General features: G+C 28.7%; 10 protein-coding genes. 4 read left to right on the forward strand and 6 right to left on the reverse strand.

What is annotated here, in order from left to right:
• Positions 1-105 precede the first annotated feature (105 nt).
• Together ftsY and rpoH are read left to right on the forward strand one after the other, a co-directional pair.
• Positions 106-1,311 carry a signal recognition particle-docking protein FtsY gene (gene ftsY, locus D9V69_RS00120; RefSeq protein ID WP_410051800.1) on the forward strand — a complete coding sequence of 402 codons (1,206 nt, stop codon included), beginning with the start codon at positions 106-108 and terminating at the stop codon, positions 1,309-1,311.
• A 114-nt stretch (positions 1,312-1,425) separates the two neighbouring features.
• Complete coding sequence (gene rpoH / locus D9V69_RS00125) at positions 1,426-2,283, forward strand: RNA polymerase sigma factor RpoH (protein WP_158356331.1); 858 nt, start codon at positions 1,426-1,428, stop codon at positions 2,281-2,283.
• Positions 2,284-2,419: 136 nt separating this feature from the next.
• Here the strand turns inward: rpoH and glmS are convergent, their stop codons facing one another.
• Positions 2,420-4,246: a glutamine--fructose-6-phosphate transaminase (isomerizing) gene (glmS, locus tag D9V69_RS00130; protein WP_158356332.1), complete on the reverse strand. Its 1,827-nt coding sequence runs from the start codon at positions 4,244-4,246 to the stop codon at positions 2,420-2,422.
• 76 nt (positions 4,247-4,322) lie between these two features.
• Positions 4,323-5,696 carry a bifunctional UDP-N-acetylglucosamine diphosphorylase/glucosamine-1-phosphate N-acetyltransferase GlmU gene (gene glmU, locus D9V69_RS00135; RefSeq protein ID WP_158356333.1) on the reverse strand — a complete coding sequence of 458 codons (1,374 nt, stop codon included), beginning with the start codon at positions 5,694-5,696 and terminating at the stop codon, positions 4,323-4,325.
• A gap of 195 nt (positions 5,697-5,891) precedes the next feature.
• On the opposite strand from glmU, the gene D9V69_RS00140 reads away from it, so the two are divergent.
• Positions 5,892-6,704 carry a Cof-type HAD-IIB family hydrolase gene (locus D9V69_RS00140; protein ID WP_158356334.1) on the forward strand — a complete coding sequence of 271 codons (813 nt, stop codon included), beginning with the start codon at positions 5,892-5,894 and terminating at the stop codon, positions 6,702-6,704.
• 35 nt (positions 6,705-6,739) lie between these two features.
• Here D9V69_RS00140 and metR read toward each other — a convergent pair whose 3' ends face one another.
• Entirely contained in the window at positions 6,740-7,669 is a 930-nt protein-coding gene (gene metR, locus D9V69_RS00145; protein WP_158356335.1) for an HTH-type transcriptional regulator MetR, read from the reverse strand.
• A 140-nt stretch (positions 7,670-7,809) separates the two neighbouring features.
• Between metR and metE the strand changes: the two genes are divergently transcribed.
• Positions 7,810-10,086, forward strand: coding sequence for a 5-methyltetrahydropteroyltriglutamate--homocysteine S-methyltransferase (gene metE, locus D9V69_RS00150; protein WP_158356336.1), 2,277 nt, complete (start codon positions 7,810-7,812; stop codon positions 10,084-10,086).
• Positions 10,087-10,254: 168 nt separating this feature from the next.
• On the opposite strand, the gene purH is transcribed toward metE, so the two are convergent.
• The 3 genes from purH to rpoC all read right to left on the reverse strand — a co-directional run bounded on the left by purH (position 10,255) and on the right by rpoC (position 16,871).
• Positions 10,255-11,835, reverse strand: a complete 1,581-nt coding sequence (gene purH, locus D9V69_RS00155) for a bifunctional phosphoribosylaminoimidazolecarboxamide formyltransferase/IMP cyclohydrolase (RefSeq protein WP_158356840.1) — start codon at positions 11,833-11,835, stop codon at positions 10,255-10,257.
• Positions 11,836-11,922: 87 nt separating this feature from the next.
• On the reverse strand, positions 11,923-12,198 hold the full coding sequence (locus D9V69_RS00160) for an HU family DNA-binding protein (protein WP_410051806.1): 276 nt from the start codon (positions 12,196-12,198) through the stop codon (positions 11,923-11,925).
• A 452-nt stretch (positions 12,199-12,650) separates the two neighbouring features.
• Complete coding sequence (gene rpoC, locus D9V69_RS00165; protein ID WP_158356338.1) at positions 12,651-16,871, reverse strand: DNA-directed RNA polymerase subunit beta'; 4,221 nt, start codon at positions 16,869-16,871, stop codon at positions 12,651-12,653.
• Positions 16,872-16,932: the final 61 nt, after the last annotated feature.

The raw sequence follows: 16,932 nt of genomic DNA on the forward strand, positions 1-16,932 counted from the left end.
GATTACTTGTGTTAATGATATAATTTTTTTCTATTATTAAATGATAATCTAAATAAGTATTTTTTTGAAACAATATTCTTTTTTAATAAAGACTATTTCTAAACGATGAAAAGTGGTGATAATATGCAAGACGATAAAAAAAGTGGTTTTTTTTCTTGGTTTAATACGACTATAAGAAAAAAAAAGGATTTAAAAAATGAACCAAAACAAGATTTAAAAAAACAAACAGAAAACTCTCACATGGTTTCAAATTTAATCATTCAAAAAACAAATAAAGATGATAATCAAGCATATAATATAAAAAATCAATTAATTAAAAAAAATAATGTAACCAAAACAGAAACTAGAATCTTGAATAATGAAAGTAACAATGTAAAAATAATTAAAAATACGCCAATAAGTTTTTTTTCACGTTTAAAAAATGGATTAAAAAAGACTAAAAAATTTTTTGGAGATGGAATAAATCGTATTTTTTTGTTAAAACATGTTGATAATGTTTTATTTGAAGAACTAGAAGAAAAAATGTTACTTGCTGACATAGGTTTAGAGACTACAGAACAAATCATCAGTAACTTAATTAAAGATAGCAAGCGTAAAGATTTAAAAACTTCTGAAAAGGTATATTTTTTATTAAAAAAAAATATGTATGATATTCTTAAACATGTAGAAAAGCCTTTGAAAGTATCTGTTTTGCATCCTTTTGTTATTTTAGTCGTTGGTGTTAATGGAACAGGAAAAACTACAACAGTGGTGAAGTTAGCAAAAAAATACCAATTAGAAGGAAAATCTGTCATGTTAGCTGCAGCAGATACTTTTAGAGCCGCAGGTATAGAACAGTTACAAATTTTAGGAAAATTAAATAAAATAACTGTAATAGCTCAACATTTTGGTTCTGATCCAGCAGCAGTAGTCTTTGATGCTATACAATCAGCGAAATCAAAAAATATTGATGTTTTAATTATTGATACAGCAGGAAGATTGCACAACAAGTCACATTTAGTAGAAGAATTAAAAAAAATAGTGAGAGTAATCAAAAAAATCAACGTATCTGCACCCCACGAGACAATATTAATTTTAGACGCATGTAATGGACAAAATACAATACAACAGACAGAAATATTTCATAAAGCATTACATATTACAGGAATCATTATTACTAAATTAGACGGCACAGCAAAGGGTGGTGTTATATTTTCATTAGCAAATCAATTTAAAATTCCTATTCGCTATATCGGAATTGGCGAAAAAACAGAAGATTTAGGAGTTTTTAGTAGTCAAGAGTTTATTGATGCTATTTTTGATAATAAATAAATATCATGTTTTTATTCAGATAAATCTTTGATTTATATTTTTAATTACAGTATCATATTATAGTTCCACACGTTTATACTTTAGTAAATATAATCTGTTGACGCGGGAATAAATATGATTGATAAAGTACAAGTTTTATCTGTTACGCCACCAAGTAATTTAGATGCTTATATTAGAATAGCTAATTTGTGGCCTATGTTGTCAATAAAAGAAGAAAAATCACTGGCTAAACGATTACGATATAATGGTGATTTAGACGCTGCAAAAACTTTAATTTTATCTCATCTCCGTTTTGTAATTCATATTTCACGCAGTTATTCAGGATATGGTTTACTGCAAGCTGACTTGATACAAGAAGGGAATTTAGGTTTGATGAAAGCAGTACGTAGATTTAATCCAGAAATAGGAGTACGTTTAGTATCATTTGCGGTGCATTGGATTAAATCAGAAATTCATGAGTATGTGTTGCGGAATTGGCGTATTGTTAAAGTTGCTACTACGAAATCACAAAGAAAATTATTTTTTAATTTAAGAAAAACTAAGAAAAGATTAGGATGGTTTAACGAAGAGGAAATTAGTATAGTTGCTAAAGAGTTGGGAGTTAGTAGTAAAGATGTTCGAGAAATGGAGTCTCGAATGTCAGTGCAAGATGTCGTTTTTAATCCGTTGCCAGAAGATGATCATACAGATGGAAGAAATTATCATTCTGTTCAATATTTACAAGATAAAACGTCTAATTTTGCTCATGGTGTAGAAGAAGAGAATTGGGACGAACATGCTACTAATAAATTAAGCAATGCATTATTAGGTTTAGATAAACGAAGTCGTGATATCATTCATGCGCGCTGGTTAGATAAAGATAAAAAAAATACTTTACAAAACATAGCCAGTAATTATGGAATTTCAGCAGAACGAGTTCGACAATTGGAAAAAAATGCTATGAAAAAATTAAAAATAGCTATAGAATCTTAGTATTAAAAACGCAATTTTATATGTAAAAAATCAAATTTTTTATGTAGAGTATGAGATTAAGTTTGTGCAATTAAAAACTCATACTCCGTTTTCAAACAAAATTTACAATTATATTAATGCAATCTAAAAAAATTTTTTATTCAACTGTTACTGATTTCGCAAGATTTCTTGGTTGATCAATATTTCTATTTTTATTCAAAGCGACATGATAAGCGAGTAATTGCAGAGGAATTGTATAAAAAATTGGTGCTATTAGTTCTTCTACATAAGGTAACTTAATAAAGAAAGTATTGTTTTCATGATAATCATTATAATTAGAAAAAATGTATATTAAACCATCTCTTAAAGCAATTTCATGTATGTTTTTCTGAATTTTTAACCATAAAGCATTTTTTGGAGCAATAACAATGACTGGTGTATTTTGATCAATTAAGGCAAGGGGTCCATGTTTTAGTTCTCCAGCAGGATAACCTTCAGCATGAATATAAGAAATTTCTTTTAACTTTAAAGCGCCTTCTATTGCAATAGGATATAGTTCTCCTTTTCCTACGAATAAAACATTATTTTTGTCACATATTTGATCAGCTATAATTTTAATTGATTGATCTTTTTTTAGAACATTTTCGATTCTAATTGGTAACATATATAAATTTTGTACGATTTTTTTTTCTATGTGAGTTTTTTTTTTAATTTGAGCAATTTGAGCGACTAACATAAGTAGTACAGTTAATTGTGTTGTAAAAGATTTAGTTGAAGCAACACCTATTTCTATACCAGATTTTGTTAACAAACACAAATCTGATTCTTTAACTAAAGATGATCCTTCCATATTGCATATCGTTAAATTTCCTAAATAATTAAGTTTTTTTGCATATCTTAACGCCAATAATGTGTCTGCAGTTTCACCTGACTGAGATAGTGTAATTAAAACAGTATTCTTGCTAATAGCAGGTTTTCTTGAAGTAAATTCAGAAGCTATTTCTACATGACAAGGAATATTAACCAATGATTCAAACCAATATTTAGCAACCATTGCTGCGTTGTATGACGTTCCACATCCCACTATTTGAATGTTTTCTAAATTTTTTAATAATTTTTTTTCTTTTTTTTCTAACTCGGAAAAATAAACGGTATTATTTTCTTGTAAACGATATTTCAAAGTATTTCGAATAGATTCTGGTTGTTCGTATATTTCTTTTTCCATATAATGACGATATCCTGTTTTTTCTACTGTATTATATTGAATATTAGAGTACATTTCTTTTCTATGTATTATCGTATTGCGTTTGTTAAAAATATTAATTTCTCTGTTTTTTATAATAGCAATGTCATCTTCTTCTAAATATATAAAGCGTTTTGTTACATCTAATAATGCTATTTGATCAGATGCAACAAAATTTTCTTCTGAACCTAACCCAATAACTAATGGACTACTAGATCTTACAGCGATTAGTTCTGATGGACTACGTTGATCTATTACTACCATGCTATAATTACCATATAACTGTTTTATAGTCTTTTGTATTGCTGTTTTAAGGTGTTCTTTTTTTTTGTTTTGTTCCCAATGTAATAAATGTGCAATTACTTCTGTGTCAGTTTCAGAATAAAATATATATCCTTTTTTAATTAGAAAATTTCGTAATTGAGAACTATTTTCAATAATACCATTATGCACAACAACAATATTTGAAGAAATGTGTGGATGAGTATTTTCTTTAGAAATTTTTCCATGAGTAGCCCATCTAGTATGAGCTACCCCAATATTACCAAAAATGTTTTTTTCCTTCACTTTTTTGATGAGTTCATTTACTTTTCCTACACAACGAATTCTCATAATATTTTTTTGATCATTTATTATAGCTAATCCTGCAGAGTCATATCCTCTATATTCTAATTTTTTAATACCCTTTACAAGAATATTGATGACATTACGTTGTGTTACAGAAGCCACAATACCACACATATTAATACCTTTTATATTTTTTGATATAGTTTATTTTTTATAAAAAATTTAATTAAGAAGAGTTATTTTTATATATTTATTTTTGATAATTTCTGTTAGAACGTGTCCAGTTTTTTTTATGTTTTTGTGTTTTGATGTTATACACTAAAGAAGGTTCATTAATATCCTTCATTAATGTTGTACCGGCTGCAATCGTGCTGTTATCAGCAATTTTAATAGGTGCGATTAATTCTGTATTAGAACCTATAAAAACATTATCGCCAACAATAGTTTTAAATTTTTTAAAACCATCATAATTGCATGTGATACTACCTGCTCCAATATTAACTTTACTACCAATTTCAGAGTTTCCAATATAACTTAAGTGTTTGATTTTAGATTTTGTTTTTATAATACTTTCTTTAATTTCAACGAAATTGCCTATTTGAACATTATTATGCAATATATTTTTAGTTCGTAAATGAGCGAATGGACCTATAATGCAATTTTTTCCTATTTTAGTATCTTCTATGATCGTGTATGCTTGAATGTTAGTGTTACTGTCAATAATGCTATTTTTAATAATACAACCGACACCAATAGTAACATTATCACCTAAAAACACATCTTTTTCTAAAACAACACCTGTTTCTATTTCAACATTATTTCCATATTTTAACCGTCCTCTTAAAATAAAATGAGTAGGATCTTTTAACATTACTCCATTAATAAGTAGTTGTTTAATTTGTTTTTCTTGAAGAATATTTTCTAAAATAGACAATTGTAATTTATTATTTATACCTAGTATTTCTTCAGAACTCATTGGTTCTGTAGTCTTAATAATATTTCCTTCACAATAAGCTAAAAAGATAATGTCTGTAGCATAAAATTCTTTTTTAGAGTTATTATTTGTAACCTGTTTTAACCATCTTTTTAAATCATAATTATTAGCTAAAAAAATACCAGAATATACTTCTTTAATTTTTTTTTGTTGGTGATTAGTTTCAAATTCTTCTACTATAGCTCGGACTTTTCCATTTTTCCTTAAAACACGTCCATATCCATCAGGATTTTTTATTTTTGTTGTTAAAATGCTGATTTTTGCAGTTTTTTTGCAATTTTTTAATTTGTTTATTGATGCTTTGGAAATAAAAGGCATGTCTCCATATAAAACCAATACATTTTCATCATCTAATATTTTTTTTGAAGCTAATAATATAGCTTGACCTGTACCTTCTTGTTTTTTTTGCACTAACCATTCAATAGAACTATTAAAATGTTTAGATAATGTTGTTGTTTTTTTATCATGATAAACAATTATAATTTTTTTTGGTTTTATAGATTGTGCAGTGTTAATTACATATTCTAGAATGGTTTTTCCGCCCAAATCATGCAGTACTTTCGGTCGGTTGGATTTCATTCTGCTTCCTTTTCCTGCTGCAAGTATTATTACACTTGTCTTTTTCGACATAAAAAACCTTTTTATAAAATTTGTATTGATTTATTTATATTAAATAAAAGATTTTTAATTGAATAGTTTTAATTAATTCAATTGCATAAATCGTATCTAAAAATTTTTTTATATTTAAAAATAAATTTTTCATAAAAACATTTATATAACAACATTTTTAATATAATATATATTATATTTTTTTGAGGTGTTTGTATGAATCGTATTATTGCAACAGATTTAGATGGTACTTTGCTGAATTCATCGAATAAAATTACAGAATACACTAAAAAGATCATCAATTTGTTAATTAAAAACAATATTTTTGTTCTTGCTTCAGGTCGTCACTACTTAGATGTAGAAAAAGTGAGAAATTTTTTAAATATTAAATCTTTTATGATTACTTCCAATGGCGCTCGAGTATATGATCTTAATAATAAATTAATTTTTAAGAATGATTTAGAAGAAGCCGTTACTTTAGATTTGTGTAATATAGTATATACGGATACAGACATTATCACTCAGGTGTATCAACGCAATAGATGGTATATCAATAATAATAAATTAGAAAATAACTTTTGTCCTTCATTGACATCTTTACAATATACATATCTTGATTTAAAAAAATTTAACTATAGCAAAGTAAATAAAGTATTTTTTACTAGTAAAAATTTTCAAAAATTATATGAGCTTAAAAAAAAAATTATGGACGTATGGGGCGCTAAAGTAAATGTTCATTTTTCAGTACCAGGTTGCCTGGAAGTGGTTTCGGGAAAAACTTCAAAAGGTCATGGCTTAACATTAATATCTAAGTTATTGGGTATCTCTTTGAATCGTTTTATTGCTTTTGGAGATGGAATGAATGATAGAGATATGTTGTCTATTGTTGGAAAATCATATATCATGCAAAATGCTGATTTGCATTTAAAAAATTTATTACCACATGTATGTATTATTAAAAGTAATGATGAAGATGGTGTTGCACAATGTTTACATGATATTTTTATCCAAAATAATAAAATAATATAAAACAATTTAACTATGCACGCAAAAAAATATGTTTTTTATGATATTTTAAAATAACGAGATTTTAAAATACCACGAATAAATTGCAAATGAGTGCAAGCATGAATATGTATAGAATTAATAAATTTTTGTATTACTAGTTCTTTTTGTTCGCCATTGCGTGTAGCTGCATATAATCGTCTCCATATTCCCTTTCCTATTTTTCTCGTTACGATTAATCCCTGACGTTCAATATTATCTACTACCCAATGTGGTAGTGCAGCGATTCCCATTTGAGCTGAGACCATTTGTATTAAAAGCAATGTATTATTTACATTTTTAAAAATTGGAACGATGCCGGCAGGTTTTAAAAAACGCTTCCATATGTCTAATCTATTTCTTTGAATAGGATAAGTCATAAGTGTTTCAAATTTTAAATCTTCTGGTGTGATTTTATGTTTTTTCACAACTAAAGGATGATTTGGAGATAGAATAAGACGCACTTCAAAATCAAACATGGGTATGTAAAATAAATTGCTTCTTGGCAATACTTCAGAGGTTAGTACAATATCTAATTTTCCATTTTGAAGTAACGGCTGCGGACTAAACATCATATCTGAATAGAAATCTATTTTCACATTAGGAAATTGTTTTTGAAAAGTTTTTAATGCTGGTGTTAACCATTGAATACAGCTATGACATTCAATAGCTAATTGAATGACTGTGTGATAAGAATCAGTACATTTTTGTATTGATTTTTCTATTTTTGGCAGTATTTCCTCAGACAATTGTAATAATATTTTCCCTTGAATTGTAAATTTTATAGGATGACTTTTTCTAATAAATAATTTAAATCCTAATTTTTTTTCTAATTTATTACATTGATGAGATATAGCTGATTGTGTTTGATGCAATTGAATTGCAGCAGCACTTAATGATCCATTATTTTTTAATGCTTGCATGGTTTTAAGATGTTTTATTTCAATCATGATATTCCTTCATATTAATGATTAATTATTTACGCTTGATAATTTTTATTAATACTAGAATTATAGATTATATATTTTTAGTAAAGCAATTATAAATTTGTTACAAGTAAATAATTTCAATATAAAAAGGATTATATATAATGACTATTTTTAATCATACTCTTGGTTTTCCAAGAATAGGTTTGCATCGCGAATTAAAAAAATCTCAAGAAAAGTATTGGTCAGGTCACATTTCAATCAATGAATTATTATCAACAGGATACGAAATACGAAAAAAGAATTGGAAGCAACAAAAAGATTTAGGAATTAATTATATACCAGTTGGAGATTTTGCTTGGTATGATCATGTATTAACTACTAGTATGATGTTAGGAAATATTCCAGAAAGGCATCATGATAACAAGAAAAATATTGATTTAAATACTTTATTTCGTGTAGCACGAGGTTGTGCTCCAGATATTGCTGCTGCAGAAATGACTAAGTGGTTTAACACAAATTATCATTATATTGTACCTGAATTTTATAAAAATAAAGTATTACAATTTTCTTGGAGACAAATTTTAGAAGAAGTAGATGAAGCATTATTGTTAGGTTACCAAGTTAAACCGGTACTTTTAGGGCCTATTACTTATCTTTGGTTAGGAAAAGTAAAGGGTAAAGTTTTTGATCGTTTAGATATGTTAGAAAATTTACTCTTAATATATAAAATAGTTTTGAAAGAATTATCTAATCGAAATATTGATTTTGTTCAAATTGATGAACCAGCTTTAGTATTAGATTTACCAAAAAAATGGCAAGAAGCGTATCTCTATGCTTATAAAAAACTGTATGGAACAACTAAAATATTACTCACTACATATTTTGGAAGTATTGAACATAATTTAGAGTTTATTCGTAATTTGCCGGTTCAAGGTATTCATATTGATCTAGTTTGTGGAAAATATAATTTAGTTGATTTTATTGCTCAATTGCCTGCAGAATGGATTTTATCTTTAGGGGTTATAAATGGGCGTAATGTTTGGCGTTCTGACCTTCTAAAATGGTTTAAAACTATTTCACAAATATTAAAATATCGTAAAGTAATCTTGATTGGTTCATCATGTTCTTTATTACATACACCAATAGATTTAAATGAAGAAAACAGATTAGATGTAGAAGTAAAAAAATGGTTTTCTTTTTCTGTTCAGAAATGTCATGAATTATCATTATTGTCTAGTGCATTAAATACGAATAATATATCTTCGATTGAAAAATGGAGCGCCCCTATTTATGAACGTATAACGTCAAAACGAGTTCACAAAAATGCAGTAAAAAAACGTTTATCTGATCTGCTTGTAGAACAATATAAACGTGCAAATAATTATGACATTCGAGCTCAAGAACAAAATAAAAAATTTAATTTTCCTATTTTGCCAACTACTACTATTGGTTCGTTCCCTCAAACTATTGATATAAGAAAGACAAGATATAATTTTAAAAATGGATTGATAAATGAACAACAATACTCAATAGAAATTAAAAAAAATATTGAAAAAGCAGTAAAATTACAAGAAGAATTAGAGATAGATGTTATCGTTCATGGTGAAGCAGAACGCAATGATATGGTAGAATATTTTAGTGAGCATTTAGATGGTTTTGTATTTACTGATAATGGATGGGTTCAAAGTTATGGTTCTCGTTGTGTAAAACCCCCTATAATTGTTGGTGATATTAGTCGTCCAAAACCAATTACTATAAAATGGTCTAAATATGCGCAATCACTAACAAAAAAACCAATAAAAGGTATGTTAACAGGTCCAATTACAATTTTATTCTGGTCGTTTCCTCGCGAAGACATTTCTTTAAGCACAATTGCTATGCAAATTGCTTTATCGTTGCGTGATGAAGTTTTAGATCTAGAAAAAGAAAAAATAGAAATAATTCAAATTGATGAGCCAGCATTACGAGAAGGCCTACCATTAAGAACGTATGCTTGGTCCGAATATTTATCATGGTCTGTGAATGCATTTCGTTTATGTTCTTCTGGAGTAAAAAATACTACACAAATTCATACACATATGTGTTATTGTGAGTTTAATGACATTATGGATTCTATTGCTTTATTAGATGCTGATGTGATCACAATAGAAACTGCCCGTTCCGATATGGAATTATTAGAATCTTTCAAAAATTTTAAATATCCTAACGAAGTAGGACCTGGAATATATGATATACATTCATCTAATATACCTAGTGTAGAATCAATCAAAACGTTATTGAATAAAGCAATGCAATATATCCCGTTACGTCGTATATGGGTGAATCCAGACTGTGGTTTGAAAACAAGAAGTTGGAATGAAACAGTGTTAGCATTAAAAAATATGATGGAAGCAACAAAACAAATAAGAAAAAATATTCAAGATCATAATCATGTTTAAAACACGATTATTTTTTTTAAAAATATTTTATGTGTAGACTGAAATCATCTTTTAGACGTTTTATAAATGTCTAAATGATGATTTATTCAAATAGTGAATATTTATAGTCAAACTGTTATAATATTGAATAAAAAAATACTTAATATTTAAGTATATTATATGAGTATTTCAATGTTTAAAATGACGTTGTTTTGTAAAAATCATTGTCATGTTATATTGATTAGCTGCTTCTATAACCTCTTTATCCCGTATGGACCCACCTGGTTGAATAATGCAATTAATACCGACTGAGGCAGCACTATCTATTCCATCTCTAAATGGAAAGAAAGCATCAGAGGCCATCGTAGCACCAACTGTATCGTTATTTTGATCTTTTACTTTAATATTAGCAATTTTAGTAGAATATATTCTACTCATTTGACCTGCACCAATACTAATCGTAACTTGATCTTTTCCGTACACAATTGCATTAGATTTTACAAATTTAGAAACTTTCCAACAAAAAATAGCATCTTGTAATTCTATTTTAGTCGGTAAACGTTTAGTGACAAAATTCCATTGTTTAATGTTTATATCATAAGAGTCTTGTTCTTGAATAAGTAAACCATCATTAATTTTTTTAAAATCTAATCTTTTTTGTTGTTTGTTTATTTTTCCAGTAATAAGTATTCGAATATTCGGTTTTTTTTGCAATATTTTTAGAGCTATAATACATACTTCAGGTGCAATTATAACTTCAATAAATTGTTTTAAATCGATAATTTTTTGGGCGGTATTTTGATCTAATATGCTATTAAAAGCAATTATCCCTCCAAAGGCAGAAATAGGATCAGCATTATATGCTAATAAATATGATTCTAAAGTCGAATTACTTACTGCAACACCACAAGGATTTTCATGTTTTACAATAACACATGCTGGTTGAACAAATTCTTGTACACATTCTAACGCTAGATTCGCATCCGAAACATTGTTATATGACAAAGGTCTTCCCTGTACTTGACGAGAAATGCTAATTGTTCCAGAACTTAAAGTACCTTTTTCTATATAAAAAGATGCTTTTTGATGTGGATTTTCTCCATATCTTAAATCTTGTTTTTTTATAAAAGAAAAATTAATTTCTTTAGGAAATAATGTTTCTGGATGTTTTGTTTTGCAAGTATTATGTTTTGCAAAATATTGAAAAATAGAGTTTTCATAAGCAAGAGTATGAGCAAATGCTTTAGTTGCTAAATGAAATCTTTTTTCTAATGTCATAGTATTATTCTTGATAGAATCTATTACATCTTGAAAATCTTCAGTATTTGTAATTACTATAACATTTTTATAATTTTTTGCAGCAGCTCGAACGAGCGTTGGTCCACCTATATCAATATTTTCAATCATCTGATCTAAATTGTGTTGTTTTAGATTTTTTATTGCTTGAAATGGATAAAAATTGACAATGACCATATCTATAGGTGAGATATGATACGATTTTATTATATCTTGATCTTTATCTGGCCTTCTTAATATACCTGCCATAATTTTTGGATGTAATGTTTTAATACGTCCATTCATAATTTCTGGAAATTGTGTATAATCTGATATTTTTGTGACAGGTATTTTATTATGTTTTAAAAGTTTTGCCGTTCCTCCTGTAGAAAACAAATTGACTTGATTTTTAACAAGTATTTTTGATATGTATACGATATTTTTTTTTTCTGAAACACTAATTAAAGCGTTTTTTATAATATTGATCGCGGGCATAATATATTTTCTTTTTCTATTTAGCATGAAATATAAAATTTTTATATTAGGGGCACAATGCCCCTTTAAATATTTTTAAAGTTTGTGTTATTTGATTGCATTTTTTAATGTTTTTCCTGATGTAAAGCTTGGTACTTTTGTAGCAGGAATGTGTATTTCTTTTCCTGTTTGAGGATTCCTGCCTATACGGGATGCACGTAAATTGACCTTAAAAGTACCAAATCCAACTATTTGTACAGGCTCTCCTTTTTTTAAAGAGTGAATAATAGTCGATAGTGTTGCTTCTAGAGTAGATTTAGCCTGTGTCTTAGATAAATTAGATTTCTTAGAAATGATATCAATCAATTGAGTTTTATTCATTATTTTTCCTTTTTTAATATTTAAAAACCAATGATATATTTAAATTTTTTAAATGAAATTAGAGATAAAATTTTATGAAAAAATAAATGCAAAAAATGAATGCAAAAACTTTTAGTTTAAGATTTTTTGAATATATAATATATAAATAGAATTAAAAAATGTTATAAAAATTATATTTACGATGTGAATAAATTTGTTAAATATTTTTTATTATATTGAACATAATATCTTTAGTATAATACTCAAAAGTATAATGTAATATTATTGTATTTTTATTTGAAAAACTCATTAGTATTTTAAGATATTTATATCTCTATCATTTTTTAAACAAATGCATAATATTTCATTATACTAACTAATATTCTTCATCATTAATATAATTTATCAAATTTTTCGTTGGCTGCTGTTCAGAGCAGCCATGGTGTCGAAATATTAAAGAAATATTAAAAAATTTTTTATTGTTTAAGAGTGGAATTTAATAGCTCTGAAAGACTAGCAGAAGCTTCTTCAGCACTAATAGCAGAGTTACTTACTGTAGAATTATTGTGTTTTTTTTGACGACGATTGAAACGTTCTTTATGATATGCATATCCTGTTCCTGCAGGGATCAAACGTCCAACAATCACATTTTCTTTTAATCCTCTTAATTCATCTTTTTTTCCTGCCACTGCAGATTCGGTTAATACTCTTGTTGTTTCTTGAAACGATGCTGCTGATATAAAAGATTCTGTTGCAAGAGATGCTTTTGTAATACCTAATAAATCTCGTGAATAAGTTGCTAAAATTTTGCTATTTTGACGTAAAAGACGATTTGAAATTTTTATTCGTGAAAATTCTACTTGTTCACCCTCTAAAAAATTAGAATCTCCTGATTTTGATATGGTAGCTTTTCGAAGCATTTGTCTGATAATTACTTCAATATGTTTATCATTAATTTTTACACCCTGCAAACGATATACTTCTTGTACCTCGTTTACAATATATTTTGTTACAGCTTGAACACCTCTTAGACGAAGAATATCATGTGGAGATTCTGGTCCATCAGATACGACATCTCCTCTTTCTACTCGTTCTCCTTCAAATACGTTTAGTTGTCTCCATTTTGGAATCATTTCTTCATAAGTATTATTACCATCTAATGGTGTAATAACTAATCTTCTTTTGCCTTTAGTTTCTTTTCCAAAAGAAATAATGCCACTGATTTCAGCTAAAATAGCTAATTCTTTTGGTCTTCTAGCTTCAAATAAATCTGCAACCCTTGGTAGTCCACCAGTTATATCTTTAGTTCCACCTGATTCTTGCGGTACTCGTGCTAAAGTATCACCTGAACTAATTTCTACTCCATCATCAAGTTGTACAATAGCCTTTCCAGGTAAAAAATATTGTGCAGGCATATCTGTTCCTGATATAAGAACATCATCTCCATTATGATCAATTATTTTTAATGCAGGTCTTAAATCTTTGCCGATTGATGTTCTTTCTGCTGTGTCTAGTATAACGATAGAAGATAACCCTGTTAGTTCATCTGCCTGTCTTATAATGCTTTGACCATCGATCATATCTACAAAACGGACTAACCCATTTACTTCAGTTATAACAGGCATTGTATGTGGATCCCATTTTGCTACGGTTTCTCCAGATTTAACCGTGGCACCATGTCCTTTAGCCATGATTGCACCATAAGGAACTTTATAGCTTTCTTTTGTTCTACCAAAATTATCGATTATGTTCAGTGCTACATTTCTAGAAGTAATAACTATTTTTCCTGTAGAATTAGTGACAAATTTTGCATTGTGAAGACTGATAATACCTTGATTTTTGATTTGTATACTAGATTCTGCTGCTGCTCTTGATGCTGCACCACCGATATGAAAAGTTCTCATTGTAAGTTGTGTACCAGGTTCTCCTATAGACTGAGCTGCAATAACCCCAATCGCTTCTCCTTTATTTACTAAATTTCCACGAGCTAAATCTCTTCCATAACAGTAAGCACATACACCGAAATCTGTGTCACAATTTACTACTGATCTCACTTTCACATTGTCTATAGAATTATTTTCTAAAATGTCACACCATTGTTCATTAAGCAATGTGTTTCGTTTGATCAAGACAGTATTAGTATTTGGAACAATCACATTTTCAGCAGTAACACGACCTAAAACACGTTCTCTTAAGGGTTCTTTAACATCTCCTCCTTCAATGAGAGGTGTCATTAAAATACCTTCGTGTGTTTTACAATCATCTTGAGTTACAACTAAATCTTGAGCAACATCCACAAGACGACGTGTTAAATATCCAGAATTAGCAGTTTTTAATGCTGTATCTGCTAATCCTTTTCGTGCTCCATGAGTCGAAATAAAATATTGAAGTACGTTTAAACCTTCTCTAAAATTTGCTGTAATTGGAGTTTCAATGATAGAACCGTCAGGTTTTGCCATTAAACCGCGCATTCCAGCTAATTGACGAATTTGAGCAGCAGAGCCACGAGCTCCTGAATCTGCCATCATAAATATATTATTAAAAGATATTTGTTTTTTTTGTTCTCCGGATTTGTCAATTACAGATTCTGTAGATAAATTTTTCATCATTGCTTTAGCGACTCTTTCATTAGCTGCAGCCCAAATATCAATGACTTTATTATATCTTTCTCCTGCTGTAACCAATCCTGATTGAAACTGTTCTTGTATTTCAGCAACTTCAATTTCAGCATCATTAATGATATTTGCTTTTTGTTCTGGTATAACCATATCATCGATACCAACTGAAGCACCAGATCTTGCAGCATAAGCAAAGCCAGTATACATAATCTGGTCAGCAAAAACTACAGTTGGTTTAAGTCCTAAAATGCGATAACAAGTATTGATCATTTTAGAAATATCTTTTTTACCTAAAGTTTGATTTACAATGTTAAAAGGTAATCCTTTTGGAACAATCATCCATAAAATTGCTCTACCTATAGTCGTGTGAATTATTTTTTCAATTGGTATAAAATCATTATCTGCATCTTTTTTGTATTCTACTATTCGTACTTTTACCAATGAATGCAGTTCTGCAATGCCTAAACGGTATACTTTTTCAGCCTCATTAGTATCTTTTAAAAACATTCCTTCGCCTTTTCCATTAATTTTTTCACGAGTCATGTAATATAACCCTAATACTACATCTTGAGATGGAACAATAATAGGTTCTCCATTTGCTGGAGACAAAATATTATTAGTTGACATCATTAATGCTCGAGCTTCTAATTGTGATTCTAGAGTTAACGGGACATGCACCGCCATTTGATCTCCATCAAAATCAGCATTATAAGCTGCACAAACCAATGGGTGCAGTTGGATAGCTTTACCTTCTATTAAAACTGGTTCAAATGCTTGTATTCCTAATCTATGTAGTGTAGGCGCACGGTTTAGAAGAACTGGATGTTCACGAATGACTTCATCTAAAATATCCCAGACTATAGATTCTTCTCGTTCTACCATTTTTTTAGCGGCTTTGATAGTAGTAGCTAAACCTCGTACTTCTAATTTTCCATATATAAAAGGCTTAAAAAGCTCTAAAGCCATTTTTTTAGGTAATCCGCATTGATGTAAATGAAGATATGGGCCTACAGTAATAACTGAACGACCAGAGTAATCCACTCTTTTTCCTAAAAGATTTTGACGAAATCGTCCTTGTTTCCCTTTAATCATATCAGCTAATGATTTAAGCGGTCTTTTATTTGATCCGGTAATTGCTCGTCCTCTTCGTCCGTTATCTAATAAAGCATCAACTGCTTCTTGTAGCATTCTTTTTTCATTTCTGACAATAATATCTGGAGCTGCTAAATCTAATAAACGTTTAAGACGATTGTTTCTATTAATCACTCTGCGATATAAATCATTTAAATCTGATGTAGCAAATCGCCCTCCATCTAATGGAACTAAAGGTCTCAGATCAGGTGGCAGAATCGGTAACACATTAAGAATCATCCATTCAGGTTTGTTATGAGATTGAATGAAAGCTTCTAATAGTTTAATTCTTTTTGTGAGCTTTTTTCTTTTTGTTTCAGAATTGGTTTCGTTTAATTCAATTCTTAACGTATCACATTCTTGAACGAGATTGATATCTTTTAATAAAAATTGAATTGCTTCTGCCCCCATATTAGCATGAAATTCATCTCCAAATTCTTCTAATGCATCTAAGTATTGTTCTTCTGTTAAGATTTGACGTTTTTCAAGGCTGGTCATTCCCGATTCTAGAACAACATAAGATTCAAAATATAGTACTCTTTCAATATCTCTTAAAGGCATATCTAATAGTAAGCCAATTCGTGATGGTAAGGATTTTAAAAACCAAATGTGTGCTGTTGGTGAAGATAGTTCTATATGCCCCATTCGCTCTCTTCTAACTTTACTTTGTGTTACTTCAACACCACATTTTTCACAAATAACACCTCGGTGTTTGAGTCTTTTATACTTACCACACAAACATTCATAATCTTTTACAGGACCAAAAATACGAGCACAAAATAATCCATCTCGTTCTGGTTTAAATGTTCGATAATTGATAGTTTCAGGTTTTTTTACCTCACCAAATGACCAAGATCTTATCATATCAGGTGAGGCTAACGAAATTTTAATTGCATCAAAATCTTCATTTTTAGTTTGGGATTTTAAAAATTTTAATAAATCTTTCACGCATTAGCTCCCGTCGGAGTAAACCTTTTTAAGGTAATGAATCTAAAAGATGTTTTTGAAA

Source organism: Buchnera aphidicola (Hyadaphis tataricae), from assembly GCF_005081445.1.
Classification (GTDB): domain Bacteria; phylum Pseudomonadota; class Gammaproteobacteria; order Enterobacterales; family Enterobacteriaceae; genus Buchnera; species Buchnera aphidicola_AE.

What these genes read in the sequence shown, in the direction of transcription:
- purH (WP_158356840.1), bottom strand. Translation starts at nt 11,835, where the DNA reads ATGCCCGCGATCAATATTATAAAAAACGCTTTAATTAGTGTTTCAGAA.
- ftsY (WP_410051800.1), top strand. Translation starts at nt 106, where the DNA reads ATGAAAAGTGGTGATAATATGCAAGACGATAAAAAAAGTGGTTTTTTT.
- metE (WP_158356336.1), top strand. Translation starts at nt 7,810, where the DNA reads ATGACTATTTTTAATCATACTCTTGGTTTTCCAAGAATAGGTTTGCAT.
- D9V69_RS00140 (WP_158356334.1), top strand. Translation starts at nt 5,892, where the DNA reads ATGAATCGTATTATTGCAACAGATTTAGATGGTACTTTGCTGAATTCA.
- metR (WP_158356335.1), bottom strand. Translation starts at nt 7,669, where the DNA reads ATGATTGAAATAAAACATCTTAAAACCATGCAAGCATTAAAAAATAAT.
- glmS (WP_158356332.1), bottom strand. Translation starts at nt 4,246, where the DNA reads ATGTGTGGTATTGTGGCTTCTGTAACACAACGTAATGTCATCAATATT.
- glmU (WP_158356333.1), bottom strand. Translation starts at nt 5,696, where the DNA reads ATGTCGAAAAAGACAAGTGTAATAATACTTGCAGCAGGAAAAGGAAGC.
- rpoH (WP_158356331.1), top strand. Translation starts at nt 1,426, where the DNA reads ATGATTGATAAAGTACAAGTTTTATCTGTTACGCCACCAAGTAATTTA.